The 26,198-nt window shown below is 74.9% G+C and carries 22 protein-coding genes; 3 read left to right on the top strand and 19 right to left on the bottom strand.

Translation table 11 applies throughout. The features are described from left to right. Window positions 1-3 precede the first annotated feature (3 nt). The 7 genes from ureG to VM636_RS00465 all read right to left on the bottom strand — a co-directional run bounded on the left by ureG (window position 4) and on the right by VM636_RS00465 (window position 6,916). Window positions 4-624: an urease accessory protein UreG gene (ureG, locus tag VM636_RS00495; RefSeq protein WP_234312599.1), complete on the bottom strand. Its 621-nt coding sequence runs from the start codon at window positions 622-624 to the stop codon at window positions 4-6. Between the two features lie 76 nt (window positions 625-700). Next, complete coding sequence (locus tag VM636_RS00490; protein ID WP_030420538.1) at window positions 701-1,435, bottom strand: urease accessory UreF family protein; 735 nt, start codon at window positions 1,433-1,435, stop codon at window positions 701-703. 41 nt (window positions 1,436-1,476) lie between these two features. After that, window positions 1,477-3,186 (bottom strand): urease subunit alpha, encoded by a 1,710-nt coding sequence (locus VM636_RS00485; protein WP_030420539.1) that lies wholly within the window; start codon window positions 3,184-3,186, stop codon window positions 1,477-1,479. Then, complete coding sequence (locus VM636_RS00480) at window positions 3,179-3,499, bottom strand: urease subunit beta (protein ID WP_234312601.1); 321 nt, start codon at window positions 3,497-3,499, stop codon at window positions 3,179-3,181. The genes VM636_RS00485 and VM636_RS00480 overlap by 8 nt, the downstream gene beginning before the upstream one ends. Before the next feature lie 98 nt (window positions 3,500-3,597). Beyond that, window positions 3,598-3,900 (bottom strand): urease subunit gamma, encoded by a 303-nt coding sequence (locus VM636_RS00475; RefSeq protein WP_030420541.1) that lies wholly within the window; start codon window positions 3,898-3,900, stop codon window positions 3,598-3,600. Window positions 3,901-4,105: 205 nt separating this feature from the next. Next, window positions 4,106-5,314, bottom strand: coding sequence for a S8 family peptidase (locus tag VM636_RS00470; protein ID WP_030420542.1), 1,209 nt, complete (start codon window positions 5,312-5,314; stop codon window positions 4,106-4,108). 471 nt (window positions 5,315-5,785) lie between these two features. Beyond that, on the bottom strand, window positions 5,786-6,916 hold the full coding sequence (locus VM636_RS00465; RefSeq protein WP_053912728.1) for a DUF475 domain-containing protein: 1,131 nt from the start codon (window positions 6,914-6,916) through the stop codon (window positions 5,786-5,788). 278 nt (window positions 6,917-7,194) lie between these two features. On the opposite strand from VM636_RS00465, the gene VM636_RS00460 reads away from it, so the two are divergent. After that, window positions 7,195-7,464 (top strand): hypothetical protein, encoded by a 270-nt coding sequence (locus tag VM636_RS00460; protein ID WP_030422766.1) that lies wholly within the window; start codon window positions 7,195-7,197, stop codon window positions 7,462-7,464. Window positions 7,465-7,702: 238 nt separating this feature from the next. Beyond that, on the top strand, window positions 7,703-11,077 hold the full coding sequence (locus VM636_RS00455) for a pyruvate carboxylase (RefSeq protein WP_030422765.1): 3,375 nt from the start codon (window positions 7,703-7,705) through the stop codon (window positions 11,075-11,077). Between the two features lie 226 nt (window positions 11,078-11,303). On the opposite strand, the gene VM636_RS00450 is transcribed toward VM636_RS00455, so the two are convergent. The 11 genes from VM636_RS00450 to VM636_RS00400 form a co-directional block, all read right to left on the bottom strand. Next, the gene (locus VM636_RS00450; protein ID WP_030422764.1) at window positions 11,304-11,630 is read right to left on the bottom strand and encodes an antibiotic biosynthesis monooxygenase; all 327 of its coding nucleotides are present in this window, start codon (window positions 11,628-11,630) and stop codon (window positions 11,304-11,306) included. Window positions 11,631-11,678: 48 nt separating this feature from the next. Further along, window positions 11,679-12,509, bottom strand: coding sequence for an endo alpha-1,4 polygalactosaminidase (locus VM636_RS00445; protein WP_338482897.1), 831 nt, complete (start codon window positions 12,507-12,509; stop codon window positions 11,679-11,681). Further along, window positions 12,509-13,168: a spherulation-specific family 4 protein gene (locus VM636_RS00440; protein ID WP_030422762.1), complete on the bottom strand. Its 660-nt coding sequence runs from the start codon at window positions 13,166-13,168 to the stop codon at window positions 12,509-12,511. The genes VM636_RS00445 and VM636_RS00440 overlap by 1 nt, the downstream gene beginning before the upstream one ends. Further along, window positions 13,165-14,091, bottom strand: a complete 927-nt coding sequence (locus VM636_RS00435) for an NAD-dependent epimerase/dehydratase family protein (protein WP_030422761.1) — start codon at window positions 14,089-14,091, stop codon at window positions 13,165-13,167. Before VM636_RS00435 ends, VM636_RS00440 begins: the two co-directional genes overlap by 4 nt. A gap of 6 nt (window positions 14,092-14,097) precedes the next feature. Beyond that, window positions 14,098-14,811: a nucleotidyltransferase family protein gene (locus VM636_RS00430; RefSeq protein ID WP_030422760.1), complete on the bottom strand. Its 714-nt coding sequence runs from the start codon at window positions 14,809-14,811 to the stop codon at window positions 14,098-14,100. Between the two features lie 32 nt (window positions 14,812-14,843). Next, a complete protein-coding gene (locus tag VM636_RS00425; protein ID WP_338482895.1) occupies window positions 14,844-15,845 on the bottom strand; it encodes an SDR family NAD(P)-dependent oxidoreductase in 1,002 nt (333 codons plus the stop codon). Window positions 15,846-15,923: 78 nt separating this feature from the next. After that, window positions 15,924-17,303 carry a hypothetical protein gene (locus VM636_RS00420; RefSeq protein WP_053912725.1) on the bottom strand — a complete coding sequence of 460 codons (1,380 nt, stop codon included), beginning with the start codon at window positions 17,301-17,303 and terminating at the stop codon, window positions 15,924-15,926. Continuing rightward, on the bottom strand, window positions 17,300-18,817 hold the full coding sequence (pelF, locus tag VM636_RS00415; RefSeq protein WP_053912724.1) for a GT4 family glycosyltransferase PelF: 1,518 nt from the start codon (window positions 18,815-18,817) through the stop codon (window positions 17,300-17,302). The genes VM636_RS00420 and pelF overlap by 4 nt, the downstream gene beginning before the upstream one ends. Before the next feature lie 76 nt (window positions 18,818-18,893). Continuing rightward, window positions 18,894-21,026, bottom strand: coding sequence for a hypothetical protein (locus tag VM636_RS00410; protein WP_053912723.1), 2,133 nt, complete (start codon window positions 21,024-21,026; stop codon window positions 18,894-18,896). Window positions 21,027-21,426: 400 nt separating this feature from the next. Further along, window positions 21,427-21,954 (bottom strand): hypothetical protein, encoded by a 528-nt coding sequence (locus VM636_RS00405; protein WP_053912722.1) that lies wholly within the window; start codon window positions 21,952-21,954, stop codon window positions 21,427-21,429. Between the two features lie 356 nt (window positions 21,955-22,310). Further along, window positions 22,311-24,854, bottom strand: coding sequence for a discoidin domain-containing protein (locus VM636_RS00400; protein ID WP_053912721.1), 2,544 nt, complete (start codon window positions 24,852-24,854; stop codon window positions 22,311-22,313). Window positions 24,855-25,103: 249 nt separating this feature from the next. Here VM636_RS00400 and VM636_RS00395 point away from each other — a divergent pair, with 249 nt between their 5' ends. After that, complete coding sequence (locus tag VM636_RS00395) at window positions 25,104-25,466, top strand: hypothetical protein (protein WP_037859587.1); 363 nt, start codon at window positions 25,104-25,106, stop codon at window positions 25,464-25,466. 306 nt (window positions 25,467-25,772) lie between these two features. On the opposite strand, the gene VM636_RS00390 is transcribed toward VM636_RS00395, so the two are convergent. Beyond that, window positions 25,773-26,198: a DUF2267 domain-containing protein gene (locus tag VM636_RS00390; RefSeq protein WP_053912720.1), complete on the bottom strand. Its 426-nt coding sequence runs from the start codon at window positions 26,196-26,198 to the stop codon at window positions 25,773-25,775.

The raw sequence follows: 26,198 nt of genomic DNA, 5'->3' as shown, positions 1-26,198 counted from the left end.
CCCTCAGCCGCCCTCGGCCAGGCGTTCCCGCACCCAGGAGGTGACCTCCCGCGCGGCGGGGTCCTCGACGAGGGAGAGGAAGCGCACGGGCCGCTCGCCCCGCTTCTCCTTGGCGTCCCGCGCCATCACCGACAGGTCGGCGCCCACCTGCCCGGCGAGGTCGGTCTTGTTGACGACGAGCAGATCGGAGGCGGTGACACCGGGGCCGCCCTTGCGGGGCACCTTGTCGCCCCCGGAGACGTCCACCACGAAGATCTGGTGGTGCACCAGCCCGTGGCTGAAGGTGGCGGTGAGGTTGTCGCCGCCGCTCTCCACCAGCACCAGGTCCAGCGGCGGCAGGCTCCGCTCCAGGTCCTCCACGGCCTCCAGGTTGGCGGAGATGTCGTCGCGGATCGCGGTGTGCGGACAGCAGCCGGTCTCCACCGCCCGGACCCGCTCGGCGGGCAGCACGCCGTTGCGCAGCAGGAAGTCGGCGTCCTCGGTGGTGTAGATGTCGTTGGTGACCACGGCCAGTTCGGCCTCGCCGGCCAGGGACCGGCACAGCGCCGCCACCAGCGCGGTCTTGCCGGAGCCGACCGGCCCGCCCAGGCCGATGCGCAGCGGGCGCCCCGGGGTCCGCGGCAGCCGGCCGGCGGCGGTGGGCTCCGAGTGGTCGTGCGGGGGCCCGCCGGCGGCGGACACTCCCTCGCTCTCGTGCGGGTCAGGACGCAAAGAGACGCACCTCCCAGGTGGCGTGCAGTTCGGCGGCGATGTCGAGCAGTGGAGCGCCGTACGAGGGGAGCCGCCCGGCGGGCGTGTCCGCCTCGCCGGCGGCCCGGACGGCGAGCCGGTCCAGTTCCGGCGCCAGCCGGGCGAGGACCGCGTGCACGGCGAACGGGTCGAGGCCCAGCAGGCGGACCGCCGCCGTCGCGGGGCCCGTCGCCGCGTCGTGCAGGGCGGCCGAGGCCGCCTCGCCCGGCCCGAGTCCGAGGGCGCGGGCCGCCGCGCCGAGCGCGACCGGCTGGTGCCAGCCGCCGGGCAGCGCGTCGGCGAGCGCGGTGAGTCCCGGGTGCGGACGGACCGCGCGGGCGGCGCGCAGCATCTGGCGGCCGAGCCGGCGGGAGGTCTCGCGCAGCGCGGGCGAGGGGGTACGGGCCTCGAACTCCCGGTCCAGTGCCGCGATCCGGCCGCGCCCGCCCCCCGCCGGATCGTCGCCGCCCTTCACCGGGCCGTCACCGGCCCCCGCCGGATCGTCGCCGCCCCGCTCCGCGCCGTCGTCGAACGCGGCGCACGCGGCGGCGGCGAAGGCGGCCGTGGTGGCCCCGGTGGTGGCGACCCTGCCCCGCAGGAACGCCTCCAGACCGCCCGTGTCCCGCACCCGGCCGGCCGCCACGGCCGCCTCCAGGCCGCCGGAGTGGGCGTGGCCGCCCGCCGGGAAACGGCCGTCCGCCAGCATCAGGAGCCCCGCCGCGCCGACGGCCGGGGGCCGGGTGCCGCTCAAAAGAGGAAGTACCGGTGGTTCATGGGCAGTTCGGTGGCCGGCTCGTGGTCGACGACCTCCCCGTCGATGCGGACGGTGTACGTGTCGGGGTCGACCTCGATGTGCGGCAGCGCGTCGTTCTCCGGCAGATCCGCCTTGGTCCGCCCGCGCACGCTCTCCACCGGCACCAGCCGCCGTTCGATGCCCAGCCGGTCGGCGAGCCCGTCCTCGATCGCGGCGGGCGCGACGAACGCCACGCTGGTCGCCGCGGCGGCCTTGGTGTGCACGTTGTAGCCGAGCCTCGGCAGCACCGGCTGCGGCGTGGGCACGGCCGCGTTGGGGTCGCCGAGGAGGGCCATCGCCGCCATGCCCGACTTGTAGACCGCCGTCGGACGCACCCCGAACAGCGCGGGCTCCCACAGCACCAGGTCGGCGAGCTTGCCCGGCTCCACCGAGCCGATCTCGCGCTCCAGGCCGTGGATCGTGGCGGGGACGATCGTGTACTTGGCGACGTAGCGGCGGGCCCGCCGGTTGTCCGCCGGACCGTCGCCGGGCAGGGAACCGCGCAGCCGCTTCATCACGTGCGCGGTCTGCCAGGTGCGCCGCACCACCTCGCCGAGCCGGCCCATCGCCTGGGCGTCGGAGGTCATCGCGGAGATCGCGCCCATGTCCTGGAGGATGTCCTCCGCCGCCATCGTCGAGGCCCGCACCCGGCTCTCCGCGAAGGCCAGTTCGGCGGGCACGTGCGGATTGAGGTGATGGGCGATCAGGCAGATGTCGAGCTGCTCGTCGGCCGTGTTGACGGTGAACGGGCGGGTCGGCGTCGTCGACGACGGCAGGACGCACGGTTCGCCCGCGATCCGGATGATGTCGGGGGCGTGCCCGCCGCCCGCGCCCTCGGTGTGGAAGGCGTGGAAGGTACGGCCGCCGACGGTGCGCAGCAGGTCCTCCACGAACCCGGCCTCGTTCAGGGTGTCGCTGTGGATCGCCACCTGCACCCCGGCCGCGTCCGCGACCCGCAGCGCCGTGTCGATGACGGCCGGGGTGGCGCCCCAGTCCTCGTGGCACTTGAAACCGCCCATGCCGGAGCGCAGTTGCTCCCACAAGGACTCCTCGGAGACGGTGCTGCCGCGGCCGAGGAAGAGCAGGTTGACCGGCCAGGGCTCGAACCCCTCCAGCATCCGCTCCATCCACCAGCCGCCCGGTGTGGCAAGCGCCGCCTTCGACCCGTCGGTGGGCCCGGTGCCGCCGCCGACCAGGGTGGTGGTGCCGGCCTCCAGCGCCACCACCGACATGTCGGGGGAGACGAAGTGCACATGGGTGTCCACGGTGCCGGCTGTCATGATCAGCCCGCTGCCGTTGACCATCTCCGTGGACGGGCCGATCACCAGGTCCGGGTGGACACCGTCCATGATGTCGGGGTTGCCGCACTTGCCGAGCGCCACGATGCGCCCGTCGCGGATGCCCACGTCGGCCTTGACCACACCCCAGTGGTCCAGCACCACCACCCCGCCGATCACGAGGTCGGGGGTCCCCTCGGCGCGGGTGGCGTGGGACTGGCCCTGCGACTCCCGTCCCGACTTGCCGCCGCCGAAGACCGTCTCGTCCCCGCCGGCGCACCGGTCCTCCTCCACCTCGATCAGGATGTCGGTGTCCGCGAGCCGGATCCGGTCGCCCGTGGTCGGGCCCAGCGAGGCCACGTAGGTGCGGCGGTCGATCTCAGCCATCGAGCGGCCCCCCGCACTCGCCGCGCAGTCCGCGCACGACGCGCCGTCCGCCGAGCGGGACGAGTTCGATCTCCACGGTGGCGCCCGGGTCGAAGCGCACCATGCCGCCGGCCAGGATGTTCAGCCGCTGTCCCCAGGCCCGCTCCCGGTCGAACCGCAGCGCCGGGTTGACCTCGGCGAAGTGGTAGTGCGAGCCGACGCTGACCGGGCGGTCCGCGGTGTTGACCACCGAGAGCCGGGTCACCGGCCGCCCCGCGTTGATGGTGACCGTGCCGCTGCCGTGGATGATCTGCCCCGGGGAACCGGGCAGCACCGTCGAGTCGGCGCCGGGCTGCACCAGCCCGGTCGCCTCGCCCTTGCCCGAGCCGGGCACCAGTGACCTGCCGCTCCCCGGCCGCTGCTGGCGCTCGCTCACTGGATCGGCCCCTGCACCGCGATGAGCTTAGTCCCGTCCAGGAAGGTGGCCTCGACCTGCACCTGCGAGAGCATGTCGGCGACCCCGTCCATCACCTCGTCCCGGCGCAGCACCCCGCGTCCGGCGTCCTGGAGGTCGGCCTTGGTGCGCCCGTCGCGGGCCCCTTCGAGGAGGAAGGCAGAGATGAGCGCCGTGGCCTCCGGAAGGTTGAGTTTCAGGCCGCGCTCCCGGCGCTCCTGGGCGAGTCTGGCCGCCGTGTAGATCATCAGGCGCTCGCGCTCCTGAAGGCTGAGCAGCATCGCTGTCTCCCCGCTCTCTCCGGGGCCGGTCGGCGCTGACCGGCCGCATTCCGGTGTCCGGGTCTCACCGTGGCACGCGGTGCGTGCTGCCGCTCGTGCTGTTGCGCCACACGGGGGGCGTGGTGCCGGGCACAGGGGCGTGCCCCGGGACGCGGGGTCCCGGGGCACGGGGGAGCGGGTACGGGGTGTGCCTGCCGTCAGTGGGTCAGGGCACGAGCTTGAGCAGCCGGTTGGGCGATCCGGTGCCGGGGTTCGTCACCTTGCCGGCGGTCGATCCGTTCACGAGGGCGGTGGCGACCTGAGCCGGGGTGGCGGAGGTGTGGTTGGCGAGGTAGACGGCGGCGGCTCCGGCGACGTGCGGGGTCGCCATCGAGGTGCCGGAGATGGTGTTGGTCGCCGTGTCGCTGGTGTGCCAGCCGGCCTTGATGGAGGAGCCCGGGGCGAACAGGTCCAGGACGGTCCCGTAGTTCGAGTAGCTCGCCCGCGCGTCCGTGCTGGTGGTGGCGCCGACGGTGAGGGCCTCGGTGACCCGGGCGGGGGAGTAGGAGGAGGCGTTGGCGTTGCTGTTGCCGGCGGCGACGGCGTAGGTCACGCCGCTGGCGATGGATTTGCGCACGGCGTTGTCCAGGGTGGTGGACGCGCCGCCGCCGAGCGAGAGGTTGGCGACCGAGGGGCCGGAGTGGTTGGCGGTCACCCAGTCGATGCCCGCGATGACTCCGGAGGTGGTGCCCGAGCCGTTGTTGTCGAGCACGCGCACGGCCACGACCTTGGCCTTCTTGGCGACGCCGTAGGTCGAACCCGCGATGGTGGTGGCCACGTGGGTGCCGTGGCCGTTGCCGTCGGAGGCGATGGTGTCGCCGTCGACGGCGTCGTACCCGTACGAGGCACGGCCGCTGATCTGCTGGTGGGTGATGCGCACACCGGTGTCGATGACGTACGCCGTCACGCCGCCGCCGGCACTGTCCGGGTAGGTGTAGGTACCGGACAGCGGCAGGGAGGTCTGGTCGATGCGGTCCAGCCCCCAGGGGGCGTTGGACTGGGTGGTGTCGGCGAGGCGGACACGCTGGTCCTGCTCGACGGAGGCCACGGCCGGGTCGGCGGCGAGCCGCCGGGCCTCGGTCGCGGAGAGGGTGGCGGTGTAGCCGTTGAGCGCGCTGCCGAACGCCTTGCGCACCGTGCCGCCGTACCGCTCGACCAGATGCCGGCCGGCCGTCGACGACGCCTTCAGCCCGGCGTCCGAGCGGAGCGTGACGATGTAGCTGTCCTTGACCGCCGTGGGCGAGTCGGCGGCGAGGACGGTGCCCTCGGCGGGGGCGGCGTGGGCGGGCAGGGCGGTGAGCCCGCCGCCGAGGGCCAGGACGGCCGCGCCGGCGAGGGTGCCGAGCCGGAATCTCTTGCTGCGCAGTGGTGCCATGACGAGGGGTCCTCCTCCTGGCGGCGCGCGCCGGGGTGGGGCGCGCGACTGTGGGGATGTGCGCGGGGCCCGCGCACACGGCCGCGGACGCCTTTGCGTCCGCGGTCGTGGACCAGCGTCAGGGCAAATGTCGTGTCAGACAAGGGAGTTGAATGGCCGTCAACAAGTATGACATGAACACGCAATCAACGGGTGGGGGGCCAGGGTGATGTGCGGTGGTTTGCCCCGGGAAGGGCCGGTACGCGGTGGCGCGCAGACGGCGGCGTCCGGTGTCCGCGGCCGTCGCGGCACGCCGTGCCGACGGCCGGATGTGCGTCCTTGCGTTCCCCGGCCGGCCGGGTGTGCGAGGAGGCGGGCCGTGCCGCGCGGGGCCACGGCCGGGGCGCCCCGGCCGGCCGGGGGCGGCGGGGCCGTCCCGGAGGGGCCGTTCCCGCCGGTCGCCCCGCCGTCCGTCCGCCGGACCGGTGGGCCCTACGCCCGTCCGCCGCCGCGGTCGTCCGCTCGCTCGGTGGCGGCGAGGGCGCGGTTGCGGCGTACGGAGGACCAGAAGGACCAGCCGATGAGGACGACGCCGACCAGGCCGGTGATGATCTCGTTGATCTGGTACTGGATGGTGACCAGGAGGATCACGGCGAGGGCGCCGATCGCGTAGTGGGCGCCGTGCTCCAGGTAGACGTAGTCGTCCAGGGTGCCCTGGCGGACCAGGTAGACCGTGAGCGACCGCACGTACATCGCGCCGACGCCCAGGCCGAGCGCCATCAGGACGATGTCGTTGGTGATGGCGAAGGCGCCGATCACGCCGTCGAAGGAGAACGAGGCGTCCAGCACCTCCAGGTACAGGAACATGAAGAAGGCCGCCTTGCCGGCCAGGGCCGTCGCCGAGCGCGGCCTGCCCGCGCGCTCGGCCGCCTCCTCGGCCTCGTGCTCGCGTTCCTCCTCCTCTTCGAGCTTGTCCTCGAAGTACCCGGAGAGCCCGCCGACGATCATGTAGGTGATCAGGCCGGCCACCCCCGCGATCAGGACGGTCTCGGCCTTGTCGACCGTGGCCCCGCCGTGCTGGTGGGCGTGGGTGGCGAAGGTCATCGCCGAGACCAGCAGCACGACCAGCGCCACGCAGACCGACAGCATGTCGACCTTGCCCAGCCTGGCCAGCGGACGCTCCAGCCAGGACAGCCACGTGATGTCCCGGTCCTCGAAGACGAAGTCCAGGAAGATCATCAGCAGGAACATGCCGCCGAACGCCGCGATCGCCGGATGCGCGTCGGTCACCAGCTCCTGGTAGCGGTCCTTGTCGGTCAGCGCGAGGTGCACCGCCTCCCAGGGGCCGAGCCGGGCCGTGACCGCCACGATGACGACCGGGAAGACCAGCCGCATGCCGAAGACGGCGATCAGGATGCCGACGGTGAGGAAGATCTGCTGCCAGAAGGCGTTCATCTTCTTCAGGATCCCGGCGTTGACCACCGCGTTGTCGAACGACAGCGAGATCTCCAGTACGGAGAGGATCGCCACCACGCCGAGCGCGGTCCACCCCCCGTAGAAGACCGCAGCGACCAGACCGAGCGCGGTGACGGCGAAGGCCCAGCGGAACGTCCTCAGCAGCACGGGCAGCCCCATCCTGTCGTCACGTCGGCCGCGCGAGCCCTCGGGCGGGGGCCCACCACCGTTGTCTATCACGCCCGTACGGCCGGGCCGCACCCTCGCGCGGCGCTTTCCGGACGCGTGCCGGAGCCCCGCGCGGGTAACCGGGACCCGGGCAGGATGGTACGGCGGCCGGCGGCGCGGCACGGGACGGCCGCGCCGCCGGCCGCCCCCGTCCGGCCCGCCCGACGGGGGCGGCCGGCGGGGCCCGTTTGTCAGTGGCGGGTGCCAGAGTGCGGGACATGGATGAGGAGGAGTTCATGCGGGGGCGCGTCTACGGCGCCGACCACGAGGACCCGGGCCCGCGTGCCGGGCGCGTCTACGCGCAGTTGGTCGGCGGACCACTGGACGGCCTGCTCCTGGACCTCGGCGGCGACGGGCCCGCCCGGGGCCCCGGGCGGGGGGTGGCCCTGGCGACGGAACTGGGCCGTTACGGGCCCGGCGGCTCCGCGCTCTACGCGCCCCGGCCGGGCGACGCCCACCGCTTCGACTGGCGCGGCGACCTCCCGTAGCACCCGTCGTCCTGCGCGGCGTCACCCCGCCCCCTTCCCAGGCGCCCCGCCCCCTTCCCGGCGCCCCGGCCGCTTCCCCGGTGGCCGGCAGGCGGCCGGGAGGGGTCGGAAGGGCGCCCGCCGGGTAACCGCAGGACGGCGGACCCGGCGGGCCGGGAGTGGTCCGGCTCACATGGCGTACCGGGGACACCACCGACACCATGGTCTTCGTCACCGGCAGGGCTGAAGGGATCAATCAATGTTCCGCAAGGTGCTCGTCGCCAACCGCGGCGAGATCGCGATCCGGGCGTTCCGGGCGGGTTACGAACTCGGCGCCCGAACCGTCGCCGTCTTCCCGCACGAGGACCGCAACTCGCTGCACCGGCTCAAGGCCGACGAGGCGTACGAGATCGGCGAACCCGGGCACCCCGTGCGCGCCTACCTCTCGGTGGACGAGATCATCGCGGCGGCCCGGCGCGCGGGAGCGGACGCCGTCTACCCCGGCTACGGATTCCTCTCCGAGAACCCCGAACTGGCGCGCGCCTGCGAGGCGGCCGGCATCACCTTCGTCGGCCCCAGCGCCCAGATCCTGGAACTGACCGGCAACAAGGCCCGTGCCGTCGCCGCCGCCCGCGAGGCCGGCGTCCCCGTCCTCGGCTCCTCGGCGCCCTCCACCGACGTCGACGAACTCGTCCGCGCCGCCGACGACATCGGCTTCCCCGTCTTCGTCAAGGCGGTCGCGGGCGGCGGCGGGCGCGGCATGCGCCGCGTCGAGGAGCCCGCCCAGCTCCGGGAGGCCGTCGAGGCCGCGTCGAGGGAGGCGGCGTCCGCCTTCGGCGACCCGACCGTCTTCCTGGAGAAGGCCGTCGTCGAGCCCCGCCACATCGAGGTGCAGATCCTCGCCGACGGCCAGGGCGACGTGATCCACCTCTACGAGCGGGACTGCTCGGTGCAGCGCCGGCACCAGAAGGTGATCGAGCTGGCGCCCGCCCCCAACCTCGACCCGGAGCTGCGCGACCGGATCTGCGCCGACGCGGTCCGCTTCGCCCGGCAGATCGGCTACCGCAACGCCGGCACCGTCGAGTTCCTCGTCGACCGCTCGGGCCGGCACGTCTTCATCGAGATGAACCCCCGCATCCAGGTCGAGCACACGGTCACCGAGGAGGTCACCGACGTCGACCTCGTCCAGGCCCAACTGCGCATCGCCGCCGGGGAGAGCCTCGCGGACCTCGGCCTCGTCCAGGAGAACATCACCCTGCGCGGCGCCGCCCTCCAGTGCCGCATCACCACCGAGGACCCCGCCAACGGCTTCCGCCCCGACACCGGCCGCATCAGCGCCTACCGCTCCCCGGGCGGCTCCGGCATCCGGCTGGACGGCGGCACCACCCACGCCGGCACCGAGATCAGCGCCCACTTCGACTCGATGCTGGTCAAGCTCACCTGCCGGGGCCGGGACTTCGCCACCGCGGTGGGCCGCGCCCGGCGCGCGGTCGCCGAGTTCCGCATCCGCGGCGTCGCCACCAACATCCCGTTCCTCCAGGCCGTGCTGGACGACCCCGACTTCCGGGCCGGCCAGGTCACCACCTCGTTCATCGAGCGGCGCCCGCACCTGCTGACCGCCCGGCACTCCGCCGACCGCGGCACCAAGCTCCTGACCTACCTCGCCGACGTCACCGTCAACAAGCCGCACGGCGAGCGGCCCGCGCTGCTCGACCCGCTGACCAAGCTGGCCGCCCCGCCGGAGGGCGCCCCGCCCGCCGGCTCCCGGCAGCGGCTGGCCGAACTCGGCCCCGAGGGCTTCGCCCGCCTGCTGCGCGAGTCGCCGGCCATCGGCGTCACCGACACCACCTTCCGCGACGCCCACCAGTCGCTGCTCGCCACCCGGGTGCGCACCAAGGACCTGCTCGCCGTCGCCCCCACGGTCGCCCACACCCTGCCCCAGCTCCTCTCACTGGAGTGCTGGGGCGGCGCCACCTACGACGTCGCCCTGCGCTTCCTCGCGGAGGACCCGTGGGAGCGGCTGGCCGCCCTGCGTGAGGCGGTGCCCAACATCTGCCTCCAGATGCTGCTGCGCGGCCGGAACACCGTGGGCTACACCCCCTACCCCACCGAGGTCACCGACGCCTTCGTCGAGGAGGCGGCGGCCACCGGTATCGACATCTTCCGCATCTTCGACGCCCTCAACGACGTCGACCAGATGCGGCCCGCCATCGACGCCGTACGGCAGACCGGGACCGCCGTCGCCGAGGTGGCCCTGTGCTACACGGCCGACCTCTCCGACCCCGGCGAGCGGCTCTACACCCTCGACTACTACCTGCGCCTGGCCGAGCGGATCGTCGAGGCGGGCGCGCACGTCCTCGCCGTGAAGGACATGGCCGGCCTGCTGCGGGCACCGGCCGCCGCGACGCTCGTGTCGGCGCTGCGCCGCGAGTTCGACCTCCCGGTGCACCTGCACACCCACGACACCACCGGCGGACAGCTCGCCACCTACCTCGCCGCCGTGCAGGCCGGCGCGGACGCCGTCGACGGTGCCGTCGCCTCCATGGCGGGCACCACCTCCCAGCCGTCCCTGTCGGCGATCGTGGCCGCCACCGACCACACCGACCGGCCCACCGGGCTCGACCTCCAGGCCGTCGGCGACCTGGAGCCCTACTGGGAGAGCGTCCGCAAGGTCTACGCCCCCTTCGAGGCCGGACTCGCCTCGCCCACCGGCCGCGTCTACCACCACGAGATCCCCGGCGGTCAGCTCTCCAACCTGCGCACCCAGGCGATCGCCCTCGGCCTCGGCGACCGCTTCGAGGAGATCGAGGCGATGTACGCCGCCGCCGACCGCATGCTCGGCCGGCTGGTCAAGGTCACGCCCTCCTCGAAGGTCGTCGGCGACCTCGCGCTGCACCTGGTCGGCGCCGGCGTGGCGCCCGCGGACTTCGAGGAGTCGCCGGACCGGTTCGACGTCCCGGACTCGGTGGTCGGCTTCCTCCGCGGCGAACTGGGCACCCCGCCGGGCGGCTGGCCCGAGCCGTTCCGCACCAAGGCGCTGCGCGGGCGCGGGGAGGCCAAGCCGGTGCGGGAGCTGAGCGCCGACGACCGCGCCGGGCTCGCCAAGGACCGCCGGGCCACCCTCAACCGGCTGCTCTTCCCCGGCCCGGCCCGCGAGTTCGAGTCCCACCGGGGCAGCTACGGCGACACCAGCGTCCTGGACAGCAAGGACTTCTTCTACGGACTGCGCCCCGGCACCGAGTACACCGTCGACCTCGAGCAGGGCGTGCGGCTGCTGATCGAACTGCAGGCCGTCGGCGACGCCGACGAGCGCGGCATGCGCACGGTGATGTCGTCCCTGAACGGCCAACTGCGGCCCATCCAGGTCCGCGACCGGGCGGCGGCCTCCGAGGTGCCGGCCACCGAGAAGGCGGACCGGTCCGACCCCGGACAGGTCGCGGCGCCCTTCGCGGGCGTGGTCACCCTCGCCGTCGCCGAGGGCGACCGGGTCGAGGCGGGCGCCACGGTGGCCACCATCGAGGCGATGAAGATGGAGGCCGCGATCACCGCGCCCAAGGCCGGCACGGTGGCCCGGCTCGCCATCAACCGCGTCCAGCAGGTGGAGGGCGGCGACCTCCTGGTCCGGCTCGACTAGGCCCTCGCGTTTCGATCACGCCGGGCTCGCGGCGTCCGGCCTGATCCAAACGGAAGACCCCGGCACGCGCGCGGCGGCCCGGCCGGACACGGGCGGCGGCCGGGCGGTCGCCGGGCCCGGCCCGGCCGCCGCGCACAGACGGCCCGGCCGAGCCCGGCCGGGCACGGAGGTGCGGGGAGGGGCGCTCCTCCCCGCACCGTCCGCCCGGGTCCGGGCCGGGCTCCGCTCAGCCCGCCGCCGGGCCCGCCTGCTGCACGACCTCGAAGGACCACAGCGTCGATCCGCTCGCCGCCGGCTTCGGCCGCTCGGCGCCCTCGTCGCCGCCCTGGTGCGAGGACCGCATCGGGCCCTCCATCCACGCGGTGAAGGACTCCTCGTCGCGCCAGCGGGTGTAGACGAGGTAGGTGTCGGTGCCCTCCAGCGGGCGCAGCAGCTCGAACCACTCGAAGCCGTCGGAGTTCTCCACCGCGTGGGCGCGGGAGGCGAAGCGCTTCTCCAGCGTCTCGCGCTGCTCGGCCGGAACGGTCAGTACGTTGATCTTGACTACGCTCATGCGCCCATCCTGCCCCACCGCCCGCGGCGGCCCGCCCGCGCCCCGCGCTCAGCACGGCTCGCGCCACACCCCCAGCTCCGGTTCCTTCACCATGGAGGAGAGCCGCAGCCGCCGCGACTGGGCGCAGAAGTCGGCGGTGCGCTCGCTGTACTCCACGTGGAAGACCGCCTTGCCGGCCTCGACGAACGGGGTGAGCAGTTCGCACTCGCCGAACTCGGCGCACTGCTCGTTGACGGCGAAGTCGAAGTCGGCGACCAGCTCGGGGATCTGCGGCAGGTCGTTCTTGAGGCCCACCGCGAGCCCCCGCTCGTGCGCGATCCGGGCGATCATCCGGTTGTAGACGAGCTGGTCGCCGGCGGTCAGCGGGAAGCCGGTGTCCTCGTCGTAGGCGTCCACGAGGTCCGGTTCCACCGCGTCGAAGCCCTTGTCCCGGCACATGTCGAAACGCCGCTCCATGATCGGCCGCAGGACGTCGGTCCGGCGGATGTCGAGCCAGCGCTCCCCGTCCCAGCCGTTGGGCCGGCCCAGCACCGCGCGGGGGAAGTCGTCCCGGTCCGGCCGGAACTCCTCCCAGGCGCCGACGTTGACGTAGCAGATGACCTTGCGGCCGTCGCGGTGCAGCCGGGCCACGTCCGCCGCGCTGTTCTCGAAGCCGTCGATGTCGTAGACCGGCACGTCGGCGGAGGGGTCGACCCTGCCGTCGAGCTGCCACTGCCACGCCGAGCCGGGACGGGGCCGCCACCGCCCCTCGTCGCCGCCGGCGCCCGCCTCCCGCGCACCGTCGCCGGGGCCCGAGCACCCGGCCGCCACCACGGCCGCCACCACGGCCGCCACCACGGCCGCCACCACGGCCGCCGCGGCCCACCTCGCGCGCGCCATCACCGCTCCCCGGCCAGCGCGGGGGACAGGGCCGCCCACGGATTGGGCGGCTCACCGGTCACCGGGCCCGACACCGCGGCGCCCCGCTCGCGCGCCGTGCGCACCGCGAGCGGGGTCAGCGCCGCGGGCACCCCGTACACCAGGTGGCAGAACCGCTCCGGCGGATGACGCAGGGTCCACGCCGGTCTGCTGAACGCCGACACGTACGCGGACCACGGGCCCTCGAAGGTGACGAGGAGGTCGGCGATCCGGGCGTACCCCGGCGCGGGATGCACGCCCGGGTTCAGCACCACGGGCGCCGCGCCCCGCCGGCGCAGCGCCCGCACCAGCGCCCGGCACGCGGGCAGTCCGGCCGCCGCGGCGCTGACCCGGTCCAGGAAGCAGCCGTCGGCCGCGTACCAGTCCCGGTGCCGGCGGGCGTCCTCCGCGATGTCCGCCGCCGGGCGGGTGCCGTAGTCCGTGTCGACGTAGCCGAGCAGCCGGGCGCCGGCCGAGCGCAGCGCCCCGGCCGCCGCGGCGAACGCCGGATCGGGCCGCGGACCGGGTCCGCTCGCCGGGTTGAGCACCACGGCGTAGGTGCGGTCGGCGGCCCGGATCAGCCGGTGCCAGGCGCCGGGGTCCTCGGCCGGGTGGACGTAGAGCGGGATCAGCAGGCTCACGGCGCGGCCTCGCTTCGGGGCGCGGGGGTCGGTTCGGGCGGGCCGGCGGCCCACAGGGCGGCCAGCGAGTCGTGCAGTCCGTACGCGGGCCGCCAGCCGAGGGCGTCCCGGGCGGCCCGGATGTCGGAGCACTGCCAGGAGACCCGCTCCGAACGGGCGGAGCCGGACGCGCTCTCCTCGACGCGCCCGGCGAAGCCCGCGGTGTCCGCCAGCGCCCGGACCAGGGTGCGCACCCGTACGGCCCGCCCGCCGCCGACGTTGAGGACGGGCGGCAGCGGGCGGGGCGCCGTCACCGCGGCCTCCACCGCGCGGGCCACGTCCCGTACGTCGACGAAGTCCCGGTACGCGGACAGGTCGCCGAGCCGCACCACCGCGTCCGGCCCGTCGCCCGCCTCCCGCAGCAGCGCCGCGACCCGGCCCGGCAGCCCGGTGCGCGGGGCGCCCGGCCCCACCGGGTTGCCCACCCGCAGGACGACGGCGTCCAGGCCCGAGGAGGTCACCGCGACCGTCCCGGCCAGCTTCGTCGCCCCGTACGGGGCGAGCGGGCGGGTGGGCGCCGACTCGGGGGTGCGGTCCCCCGGGGCGCCCGGACCGTACTCGGCGGCGGACCCGAGGTGCACCAGCCGGGCCGCGGGCAGCGCCCGGCCGAGGGCCGCGCACAGCGCGGCCGGGCCGCGGGCGTTGGCCTCCGCGAGCGTCACCGGGTCGCCGCCCGTGGCGCCCGCGCAGTTGACGACGGCGTCCGGCGCCGCCGTCGCCAGCGCCCGCGCGAGCCGGTCCGGGGAGTCGGCCGCGAGGTCGGCGCGGACGTCGCAGCCCGCGGAGCGGCCCCCGGTGAGGACCCGGGTGCCCGGCAGGGAGCCGAGCCGCGCGGCGACGTGGCCGCCGAGATGGCCGCCGGCGCCCAGGACGAGGATGCGCATACCGGCTCAGGCTCCCTTGAGCAGCAGGGACTTGCGGCTGGTGAACTCGGCGTTGGCCCGGTCGTAGTCGTCGGGCCGGCCGATGTCGAGCCAGTACCCGTCGAAGGCGTAGGCGTACGGCGGATCACCCGCGCGCAGCAGGTCCAGCACGAGTTCGTCGAAGCCGAGCGGGAGCCCGGCGGTGTACCCCTCCAGGGTCGCCCGGGACAGCCCGTAGACGCCCATCGAGACCCGGTAGTCCAGGCTGGGCTTCTCGGTGAAGTCCACCACCCGGTTCGCGTCGGTGGTGAGCACCCCGAAGTCGATGTCCACCCGGCGCGCGTAGGTGGCGATGGTCAGCGGGGCGCCGACCGCCCGGTGCCGGCGCAGCACGTCGGCGTAGTCGAGGTCGGTGAGGATGTCGCCGTTCATCACCAGGAAGGACTCCGGCAGCCGCTCGCGCATCGTCAGCAGCGGCCCCATCGTGCCGAGCGGGCTCTCCTCCGTGGCGTAGTCGACGTGCAGCCCCCACTGGGAGCCGTCGCCGACGTAGGCGCGGATGATCTCCCCGAGATGGCCGATGGCGAGCGTGCAGCCGGTGAATCCGGCCCCGGCGAGCTGGCGCAGCACGATCTCCAGGATCGCGTGCTGGTCGCCGATGGGCACCAGCGGCTTGGGCAGCGCGGTGGTGTAGGGCCGCAGCCGGACGCCCTTGCCTCCGGCCAGGATCACTGCGTGCATGGGTTTCCCCTCGGTGGACGTGCCGGTCGTGGTCAGATGTTGTAGATGCCGGTCTTGTACCGGGCGAGGTGGGCCGGGTCGCGGAAGAACTCCACCGTGTGGGCGAGGCCCTCCTCCAGATCGTGCTCCGGACGCCACCCGGTCGCCTCCCGCAGCCGGCTCGCGTCCGCGACCAGCCGCATCACCTCGGAGGCGGCGGGCCGCAGCCGTTCCGGGTCCTCCCGGACGTCGAGCGCGGTGCCCATCACCTTGCCGATCAGCGCCACCAGGTCCCCGACGGAGATCTCGCCGCCGGTCCCGGCGTTGAAGGCGCGGCCCACCACCCGCTCGGCCGGCGCGGTGCCGACCGCGAGGAACGCCCGCACGGTGTCGGCGGCGTAGGTGAAGTCGCGGGTGGGGCGCAGGTCCCCCAGGGTCAGGACCCGTTCCCCGGCGGCGACCTGCCCGATCACGGTGGGGATCACGGCCCGCATCGACTGCCGGGGGCCGTAGGTGTTGAAGGGGCGCAGCGTCACCACGGGGGTGCCGAAGCTGGCGTGGTAGGAGTCGGCGAGCCGGTCCCCGCCCGCCTTGGACGCCGCGTACGGCGACTGGGTCTGGACCGGGTGCTCCTCGGTGATCGGCACGGTCCGCGCGGTGCCGTAGGTCTCGCTGGTCGAGGTGTGCACCAGCCGGGGCGTGCCGAGGGCGCGCACGGCCTCCAGCACGTTCAGCGTGCCGGTGACGTTCGTGTCCACGTAGCTGTGCGGGGCCCGGTAGGAGTACGGGATGGCGATGAGGGCGGCCAGGTGGTAGACGCAGTCGGCGCCCTCGGCGAACCGCCGGACCGACCCGGCGTCGCGGACGTCCCCGAGGACGATCTCGACCTGGTCCAGGACGTCGCCGGGGAGCGTCTCCAGCCAGCCGTAGGAGGAGAAGGAGTTGTACTGGGCCATGGCCCTCACCCGGTGCCCCGAGGCGACCAGCGCCTCGGTGAGGTGGGAGCCGATGAAGCCCTCGGCTCCGGTGACGGCGGCGAGCGGTGCGGTGGTCACGCGGGGGTCCTTCCGGTCGGGTGCGCGGCGGTCCGCGCGGGACGGTGACGGGTCGCCGGACGGCCGGCGCCGGCGGGGTCAGGCATGGGCGGCGGGCCGCCCCAGCAGCCACAGCGCGCCCCCGGTGAGGCAGAGCGCGGCCACCGCGCAGCCGGCGGCGAGCGCGTGCGGACCGGGGCCCGTCGGGGCGGCGGCGCCGGCCGCCGCCAGGCAGAGCAGGGCCGGCGGCCAGGCCACGCCGAACGCCTGGAGCAGCAGCGCGGTCCACAGGGTCGCCGCGAGCGCCGCCGACAGGAGCGGATCGGCGCCGGTCAGCAGCGCGGCCGGCACCAGCGGGCCGACGTAGCAGAGCAGGCAGCCGGCGAGGACGGCGCCCGCGCGCAGCCGGAACCCGGCGACGGTCCGGGCGGCCCGCAACGCGGCCACGGTCAGTCCCCGGCACCGGTACAGCAGCCACTCGGCCGGGCCCATGCTCACCGTCAGGACCACCACCCACCAGGGCTGGTGACGCCCCGCCAGCAGCACCAGCACCCCGGCGGCCAGCCCGAACAGCCCGTACGGCAGCGACGTCAGCGGACGCGGCCGGTCCGCACCCGGCACCGGCGGCGCCGCGAGCGCGCCGCGCAGCGCCCGGCCCGCGGCGGCCACCGCCCCGGCCAGCGACAGCAGCGGCAGCCCCGCCCGCACCGGGTCCCCCGGCTCCCACCAGGGCAGGGCGGCGGCACCGGCCGCCACCGGGAGCAGCGCCGCCAGCAGCAGCCGCTCCCGGCCCAGCACCAGCAGCACCCCGGCCGCCGCGAGGTACGCCGACTGGACCGCCACCGCCCCCGCGACCCGTCCCGGCCCGGCGAGCAGGGCCCCGGCGGAACAGGCCGCGGCGGCACCGAGCGGCGCCCCCTTCAGCAGCGTGCGGCCCGCCTCCCGGCTCCCGGCCGCCAGACGCAGGTACGCGCGGTGGCCCAGTGCCTGGTTCCACGCCCAGGAGACGAGCCCGGCCACCACCAGCGCCCGCAGCGCGCCGTCGGAGGGCAGCAGCCGGCCCGCCAGCGCGTAGGCCAGTCCGGGGAGCGCGAACAGCGCGCCGCGCAGCGCGCAGCGCACGTGGTCGGGCCGCCACGGGTCGGCGGGGCGCGGCGGCTCGGGGTGGGCGCGCGGCACGGAGGCGAAGAGCGCCGCGGCGAGGGAGAAGAGGTCGGGGTGACCGTAGCGGTCCCGGACCGTCTCCCCGGTCAGCCCCTCCGACTCCAGCAGCGCGGCCACCTCGTAGGGGTGAACGGCGGGCGCGATCCGGTCGGACAGCTCGGCGGCCAGCCGGTCCACCGCCTCGCGTCGCGGACCGCCGCCGGGCAGCGCCAGGGTGAGGGTGCGCGCGTCGGCGAGCCGCGGCGAGAGGGCGTCCTCCCGGGTGCCGCCGGGCCCGCCGGGCCCGCCGGGCTCCAGGGCCATGGGTCCGCTCATCCGGCCGCGCTCCCCACCCGCGTGCCGCCCGCCGACCGTACGCCGGGCACCCGCGCGCCCGGGGCGGCCGGCGGGGCGGGGGCCGACAGCTCCAGGTAGACGGCGCGGAAGGTGTCGATGGTGTGGCGCAGCGTGAACTGCTCGATGACCCGCAGCCGGGCCGCCTCGCCCATCGCCCGGCGCCGCCCGGCGTCGCGCAGCACTTCCAGCGCCGCCGCGGCCATCGCTGCCGGATCGCGCGGCGGCACCACCAGCCCGGTGTCGCCGACCGCCTCGCGGACCCCGCCCACGTCCGTGGAGACGGTCGCCCGGCCGCAGGACATGGCCTCGATCAGGGTGAAGGGGAAGCCCTCGCTGATGCTGGAGAGCACCACCACGCGGCCGGCGGCGTAGGCGTCCCGGATGTCCTCCACGCGGCCCTCGAAGACGACCGCGTCGCCGTGCCCCAGCTCCGCCGCCAGCGCCTCGCACCGCTCCCGGTACGCCTCCCCGCCGCGCGGGGTACCGCCGAACAACCGCAGCCGGGCCGCGGGGAGTTCGGCCCGGACCAGGGCGAAGGCGCGGATCAGGGTCTCCAGGTCCTTGATCGGGTCGACCCGTCCGGCCCAGCTCAGCACCGGCGCGTCCGGTTCGGGCCCGGCGGGCGGGAACGCGGCCGGGTCCACCCCGTTGTAGACGGTGCGGATCGCCTCCGGGGCCGCGCCGCCGCGCTCCTCCCACAGCCGGTTGTAGCGGTTGCCCGGGGTGATGAGGGCGGCCCGCCGGTAGGTCTCCTCGGCCAGCAGCCGGAAGAAGCCCAGCATCAGCGCCTTCACCGGCCAGCGGTAGGCGGCCGTGCGGTAGCCGAGGTAGCGCTCGCGCAGGTAGACGCCGTGCTCGGTGAGGAGCAGCGGCACCCCGTACCGCTCCCGGGCCACCAGCCCCGGCAGGGCCGCGAGCCCGCCGCTGACCGCGTGCGCGACGCCGTCGCGGGGACCCGGCGCGGCCAGCGGGCGCAGGGCGTGTTCCAGCAGCCCGGTCGCGGTGACCGCGTCGTGCAGGGTGGGCCGGGCCTCGCGGACCGGGCCGGGCCGGTTCCACACCGAGGTCAGGACGGTGATCGCCCGGTCCCCGCGCAGGAACGGACCGAGCCGGCCGTCCGCCGCGGCGTGCGCCAGCCGGTACAGCGCCGGTGCGAACCCGTCCTCGGCGCGCGGATCGAGCAGGGCCGCGAGGAAACGCTCGTAGGCCGCGGCGAGCCGGCGCCGCTCGCGGCCCCGGGGCGCACGGCCCTGCGGCGCGGGCCCCCACAGCGGCACCGTGGTGACGTGGGAGACGTGCGGCGGAAGGTCCCAGGCGAGGGGCTCGCGGCCGGTACCGGTGACCGCGAGCACGGAGAAGCCGACGTCGGGCATGCCGCGCACGAGCTGGTCGCACCAGACGCTGACGCCGCCGTGACTGTGCGGATAGGTGCCTTCGGTGAGCAGGGTGACACGCGGCGCGTCGCGGTGCCGCGCGCCGTGGGGAGGGTGCATCGATGGGCTCCACGGCCGAGGGAGGGGTGGCCGGACCCCGACGGGCCCGGCCGGTGTGCGGGATCGCCGGGGCGGCTCAGCCCGCCGGGCCGTACGGCACCGGGGCGCTCACCGCACGCGGGACGCGGGTGCGCGGCGCGGGGAGCGCCGGCGTGTCCGCAGCGCCCGGCGCGGCCGTCTCCGGCGCCGGGGCCGGAGCGGGCAGCGCCAGCGTGAGCGGCGTGCCGCCCGCCGTGCTCCAGCCGGTGCGGGCGCCCGCGTAGGCGCTCCCGAAAGCGGTGCCGCCGTGCAGGGTGCCCGTGGGCACGGTCGCCGGGACGGCGAGGCCACCGGGCGCCTCGACGGTGACCGAGGCGCCGGTCCGGTACGCGGTGACCTGCCCGGCGTCGAGCGCGGTGCGCCAGGCGGCGCGGCGGCTCAGCTCGGTGCCGATGTCGGCCATGCGCAGGTTCACCACGGGGGTGTCGGCGGCGAACAGTTCCTCGTAGGAGTCGAGGACGCCGTCGAGGACCGGGTAGGCGATGCGCTCCTCGGCCAGGTTCGACTGGTGGATGAAGTGGGGCCGCGGATCGTTGGAGAGCACGTGCCCGAGCGCGATGCGGGTCTCCAGCGGCACGATGTGCTCCGCGTAGCCGGTCGCGGTGTCCAGCGGCTCGGGCAGGCAGGTGGTGGTGGCCGGGTTGTCCTCGCAGATGCCGCTGCCGCCCTGGGCACGGCTGGTGTAGATCCAGTTGTACTCGTCGACCTGCTCGGCGGCGCGCCCGGCGTTGTAGAAGACGTTCATCGGATAGCGGGAGACCGTGGTGGCGCTGCCGACCCGGCGCTGGGCGGGGTCGCGCGAGTGGTCCGAGGCGAGCCAGGCGATGCCGTTGCCGGTGAGGGCGGGACCCAGGTGGGGGTTGTCCTCGGGCTGCTGCGGGGAGACCCGCAGACCGGAGTGCTCGCCGGTGACCAGTTCGTCGTCGCGCAGGGGCAGCCGGGCCGCCTCGCCCCAGGCGAGGTTGGCGGTGATCTCCTCGGAGATCTCGTCCTCGCCGACCCAGTCGGTGCCGCCGCCGGGGAGGGTCGCGCAGGTCCACGGGATCACGCTGGTGTCCTGGCGGCAGCCGAGGAAGGCGTGCGTGTAGGTGTGGTTGATCCAGCGGAACCGGTCGCGTGCGGCGACGAACCGGTCGGCGAGCGCGTCCGCGCCGCCGTTCGCCTCCTGGTGGTCGACGCTGCCGAAGGCGTTGTAGGCCAGGTCCAGGGTGAAACCGCGCCGGTCCTGCCAGCCGACGGCGTGGTCGACGTCGGCCGGGACCATGCGGATCGGGTCCGGCGTGCCCTCGCCCGGCGGGCAGTCCACGTCGCCGGGGGTGCAGTTCAGCTCGGTGTCCCAGCGGTCGTCGGCGGCGAGGACGTCGTCGACGTGCACCGCGAAGTGGTTGCGGTCCGTCCCCAGGTGCACCCCGTCGGTCATCCACTCCACGATGCCGCGGGCCAGCAGCCGGAACTGCTGCTGGTGCCGGTTGTAGACGAAGGTGACCACGAGTTCGCGGCGGCCGTCGTGCCGGTACTCGCCCACCAGCGAGCCCTTCGACGACCGCCCGGGTATGGACGCCTCCACGTACGGCACGAAGTCGGCGCCCGGCGCGGGCGCCGACAGGTAGGCGTAGGACTCGTCCACGGTGGGGGAGTTGTCCTCGAAGGGGACCTCCCCGGCCAGGTAGCCGAAGGGGCCCGCGAGCCCGGCCGGCGTCACCTCGGCGCGCACGCCGTCCACGCTGCCGGCCCAGCCGGCGCCGACCGCGTACTGGAGCCCGACCTCGGGACGGGCGTACGTGTAGGCGTCGACCTGCGGCACCGCGAAGGTCCGTTCGTAGTCGGCGAGGGCCGCCATCTCGGCGGAGCCCGCCGGGAACGGGTTGTCGTCGGGCAGGACGACGGCCTGGAACCGGGCGTGCGGCCGGCCCTCCGTCGTGCCGGCGAGGAATCCGGCGTCGATCACGGGCCGTCGGGCGTCCGCCAGGTCGACCCGCGTGTAGGGCGTACCCGCGGTCTCCAGCTCGGCGGCGATCGCCGCCGTGGCGGGCCCGCCGTCGCTCACGACCAGGACCCGCAGGTCGACGCGGGGCTCCGGGACGTCGGCGTGGGCCGTTCCGGCCGGCGCCGCGAGCGTGGTGAGCAGGGCGGCGGCGGTGAGCGCCGCGGTGCGCATGGTCCGCTTCATGCGGTCGGATTCCTCCCCCAGGGCAGGGGTGGACCGGCCCCCCTGGGAGCCCACCCCCTCGCCGGCCCCGCCGCCCCCCAAAGACGCGCGGCCGCCGACGAATTCGTCGTGTCACATGGTGAGGTCTGTGTGGAGCTTTCGTGTGCCTGCTGCGGAACTTGACGAAAAAGCACAGGTGTCCGGCCGGGCCCGAAGCGCACCGTTCCGGTCGGCCGCGGACCACGGGTGTACGCGGGCGGAAACCGCCGGTACGCCCGTGTCCTGCGGAGGTCTGCCGGCGCGGCGCGCGGAACTCCGCGGTCCGCACGGGGACCCGCCCGCGCGGACCGCTTCGCCCGCGCGCCCGGCCCCGGCGCGAGATCAGGTCACCGGGGCCGCCCCGGGGGGCGGGGCGGGGCCGTCAGGCGCAGGCCACGCGGATCTCGGGCGTGTGCACCGGCCCGGCGCCCACACTCGTGCCGTCACTGAACTCGGCGTAGTAGTACGAGTAGAAGCCGATGCTCCCGTTGCAGCCGGAGTCCTCGGCGACCTCCAGTGTCAGGGTCACGGTGCGGCTCTGGCCGGGCGGGACCGTGGTGCCGTAGTTGGCCCCGAGGTCGGCGGGCCCGGTGCCCGAGCACGGGACGGCGCCGCCGGCCGTGGTCAGCGCGCACCCGGTGAACGCGTAGGACAGATCGGGGCGCTGGGCGGTCAGCCAGGTCGGGTCGATCGTCTGGTACACGAACCAGACGTCGTAGGTGTGGTGGTTGGTCAGCGTCATCGACAGGTTCACCGTGCCGCCCGGCCGCGTCGTGGCCGTGTCGGTGGCGAAGGTCAGCTCGGCCCGCTCCGGGTCGGCGGCGCTCGCGGAGGGCGCCAGGCCGAACAGGGCGAGGGCGAGCGCGATGAGCGTGGCGAGACCGAGACGTCTCGTTCGTGAGGATCGCATGGCCCGGGAGACTAGGCACGCCCCCGGCACCCCGTCTGCACCGCCGGGCGGGGCCGGAGAACGGTTCGGCCGGAAGTGCCCGCCCTGTGGAGGAAGTGTGACCGGGTGTTCACGAACCGGTGCGTGGGGCTCGTTCCCGCACCGCAGGGCGCGGGTGCGCCGCCACGGCCGCCGGACCGCGGTGCCCCGCCGCACGGCCGGTGCGCCCCGGGCGGCAATGGCGGATTCCGCCCGCGTGCGCCCGGGGAGGCGCCGTGGGCCCGGGAGGTCCGTGGACCGTCCGGGGCGCACGCGGCCGTGGTGCCCGTCCGGCGGCCGGGGGCGTGGCGCGGGCCCGCTACCGCCGGACGGACAGGTCAGGGGAAGCGGGTGACCTTGGACGGGATGGTGTCCGGCCCCGAGGTGGGGGCGCCCGTGTCGTTGATCACGTGCGCGTACTGGCCCATGCCGCCCAGGGAGATCACCATCAGGTGGCGCATGGTGATCCCCGGTCTCACCGGCACCTGGAAGCCGTGGTGCTGGACGATCGACGGGTCCGAGGTGAAGTTGCAGTAGCTGCCCAGCGCCCACGCCTCGTGCCGCTGCACCGAGTCGGCGACCTTGTAGGCCGCGTACCCGACGATGCCGTCGTGGGTGACGGCGGCGGCGTTCGGGACGTCGTAGGCCTTCTCGTTCTGGAAGAAGATGGTCCGCCCGCGCTCGCCGCTCCACACCACGTCGTACTTGTTGAAGTGCTCCACGAACAGCCCCGTGACGAGCACGTCGTCGCCCTTGACGAGCATCCCGTAGTCGGCCCGGTTGGTGTCCCAGCCGACGCCCGCGCCGTGGTCCGCGCGCCAGATCCAGGTGTGGTCGACGAGCACGTCGTCGCTCTCGATCACGACGGAGTGGGTGGCGCGGCCGGGGCCCGCGCCGCCGATCCGGACGAACACGTCCTGCATGCTCGTCGGGTTGGCCGAGTGGTCGGCGCTCGCGCCGGGCGTGCCGATGCGCAGCAGGGTGTCGGAGTTGACCGGTCCGGCGTCGATGAGGAAGCCGGCCAGCCGCACGCCGTCGACGTCGGCCACGTGCATGGCGTCGACGCCGCCGTCCGGGACGATCGTCGCCAGCCCCAGACCGAGGACGACCGTGTCGGCCCGGTTCACCTCGATGGTGCGGTCCAGGTGGTAGACGCCCGGGGTGAAGAGCAGGTGCAGGCCCTGGGCGAGCGCCGCGTTGATGGTGGTCGCCGTCGCGCCCGGCTTGACCACGTAGAACTGGCTGAGCGGCAGCGAGTGGCCGCCCGCGTTGGCGGGCCAGGACACGCCCCGCGCGTGGGTCCGCTTGGCGGGCACGAACACCTTGTACTCGCTGCCGTCCAGGTACAGGAACGGCTTCTCGCGCGAGATCGGCGTGGTGTCGAGGGTGGTGTACGGGCCGGTGTCGAAGTCGGTCGCGGGCGCCCCCTGGACCCCGGTGAAGGTCATGTTCCAGACGCCGTTGGTCCAGCCGCCGACCGCACTGTCGCGCGTGTACCACTGCTGTTGCGAGTACGGGCCCACGGTGCCGTCGATCTTCGAGTCGGCGATGTAGCCGCCGGAGGCCCAGCCGTAGCCGTCGGGCGCCAGGTTGAGGCCGCCCTGGACGTGCATGCGGCGGAAGGGCGCGGCCTGCGCCACCGCCCAGCGGTCGGTGCCGTTGACCGGCCGGATGGCGAGGTTCTCGGCCGAACGCCAGAAGTTCTGGGTCGCGTTGCCGTTGAACCAGCCCGCGTCCACCGTGATGTCACCGTTGATCTGCGTGTCGTCCGGGTTGAGCCCGAGGCCCGAGACGGAGGTGTAGAAGCCGAGTTGGGCGTTGATGTCGTGGTAGGTTCCCGGCTTCAGCAGGAACTGGTAGCGCCCGGAGCCGAAGTGGGCCGCCTCCTGCCGGGCGAAGACCTGGTCGAACTTCTGCTGGAGTCCCGGCGTCGAGGGGTCCACCACGATGACGTTCGGCCCCAGGTCGCCGCCGCCCTGCACCGGGGGAGTCCCGGTGGTTCCGGTGCGGACGGCCATCTCCCAGAGCGAGTAGCCGTAGGCGGTGCCGCGCGCGGTGCCGTGGATCCGCACGTAGCGGCCCGAACCGCTCACGTCGTAGGAGGCCTTGCCGCCGGTGGCGCCGGTGACGGCGCGCAGGGTCTGCCAGGAGTTCCCGTCCGAGGACGCCTCGATCCGGAAGTCCTTGCCGTACGCCGCCTCCCAGTCGAGGTCCACCCGGCACAGGTCCCGTACCGAGCCGAGGTCGACGCGCAGCCACTGCGGGTCGGATGCCCGGCTGGACCAGCGGGTCGCCGGGTCGCCGTCGAAGGCGGCGGAGGCCGGGGTGCCGGCGTTCTCGGTGGAGGAGGCGGAGGCGGGCCGGCCGCGCGCGGCGTCGGCCGCGTCGCAGCCGTCGGGCGCGGTGCCGCCGAAGCTGCCGAAGACCTGGAACTCCCAGAGCGAGTAACCCCATGAGGTGGCCCGGTGGACGCCCAGCATCCGCACGTACCGGCCCTGTCCGGAGACGTCCAGGGTGTCGGTGCCGCCGTCGCCGCCGGTGACGGTGCGGGCGTCGCTCCAGGTGCTCCCGTCCGGCGAGAGCTGGATCGTGTAGTCCTTGCCGTACGCGGCCTCCCACTCCAGGACGACCCGGGTGACGGAGGCTGTCGCGCCCAGGTCGACCTGGAGCCACTGGTCGTCTAACGGGGCGGAGGACCAGCGGGTGGACAGGTCGCCGTCGACGGCGGCGGAGGCGGGGGTGCCGGCGTTCTCGGCCGACGAGGAGGTCGCCGGACGGCCCTGCGACAGCGGGGTCTCGGCGGCGGTGGCCGGGGACGGGGAGGGGAGGGCGACGAGCGCCGCCGTGGCGGCGAGCGCGACACCCAGGGCTCTGAGTCTCATGCGATGTCTCATGCGACCGGCTTTCTGCCAGGTGGGGTGGGATGATGGGGTGACGGATGATCCGAAACCCCAACGCGACTGCGGTGTGGCTTAGTTCAAGGTGTGATTTAAGTGATGAGGCTTCTTCTCGGCAAGACCTCGGACGTAGCCGGTTGTCCCTGCCGTACGGAAGAATGCCGTGACGAGAGATCATTCCCGGGCGGACCGGGTAGGTGCTCTCATGTCCCTGTCCCTGGAAAGGCCCCGCTGATGCCCCTCACCGCAGAGCTTCCCCCGCGTGTGTCCGGCGCGCGCCCGTACCCGCCGCTCGGTCCGGTCGCCACCGCCGTGTTGCAGATAGTCGCCGACCGCCGCACCCCGGTCTTCGCCACCGTCCACACCAGTGGCCGGCGGCGGTACGGGTACTGGCGCCCCCTGGACTCGGCCACCGGCCGGGGCGGCTGCTACGTCGCCCTGCCCACCGCCGAGTGCGACGCGCTGTACGCCACCGGGCGGATAGAGCTGGGCGAACCGGTCACCGATCCCTCCAGGACGACCTACCGGGTGCGGGCCACCGAGATACCCACGGCGGCGTCCGCGCGCGCGGCCCAGCGGTGGGCCCACGCGGCCTGAGACGCCGCCGACGGGAGCGGGCGCCACGGCGGGCGCGGGACGGACGACGACACGCCGGAAAGGGGCGGAGCGGGACGGTCGGTGCGGAGCGACGGCCTGGCCTGTACGGCCGGTTCCGGCATGTCCGGAGGACCGGCCGGTCCTCGGCGTGCCGGCGGAGGGGGCGCGGGGGGCGCAGCCCGCGGCCCGGCTCCGCCCTGCCCCGGCGCCGCCGCCGGGCACCGCGCGGGCGCGGGGAGCGTACCGGCTCACGGCGCGGGCGGGAGCACGGGGCCCGGTCGGACCTCCGCGCGGCGCCCGCGCCGCTCAGCCCGTGTCGTCCCTCGCGCGGCCCACGGGCAGCAACTCGCGGATGTCGGTGGGCAGGGCCCCGGCCACCTTCTCCATCAACTCCGGGGAGACCGCGGCGTCGAGTACCTCCAGGACGGCGGCGGACTCGCGCACGGCCGCGTCCTCGTCCGTGCCGGCCCGGCCGGCCACCCGTCCGGCGAACGTGGTCAGCCCGAACCGGCCCGAGGCGGGCCGATCGTGCCCGTCGCCGGGGGAGTCCGCCGCCTGCCGCATCGGCGCGGCCAGTTCCGGCGGCAGTTGAGCCGCCACGTGACCGGCGAGCCCCGAGGGGAGCCGCTCCGAGAGTGTCGTCAGCACGGCCAGTGTTGCCCGTTCGGCCGGGCCCCGGCCCGGCAGCCGGGCCAGCGACTGGACCTTCCCGATCATCTCGTCGTGCCGCAT

This window comes from Streptomyces sp. SCSIO 75703, assembly GCF_036607905.1.
Taxonomy (GTDB): Bacteria; Actinomycetota; Actinomycetes; order Streptomycetales; family Streptomycetaceae; genus Streptomyces.
Note: the sequence above shows the minus strand (reverse complement) of the source record. Positions and strands in the feature narration are given on the sequence as shown.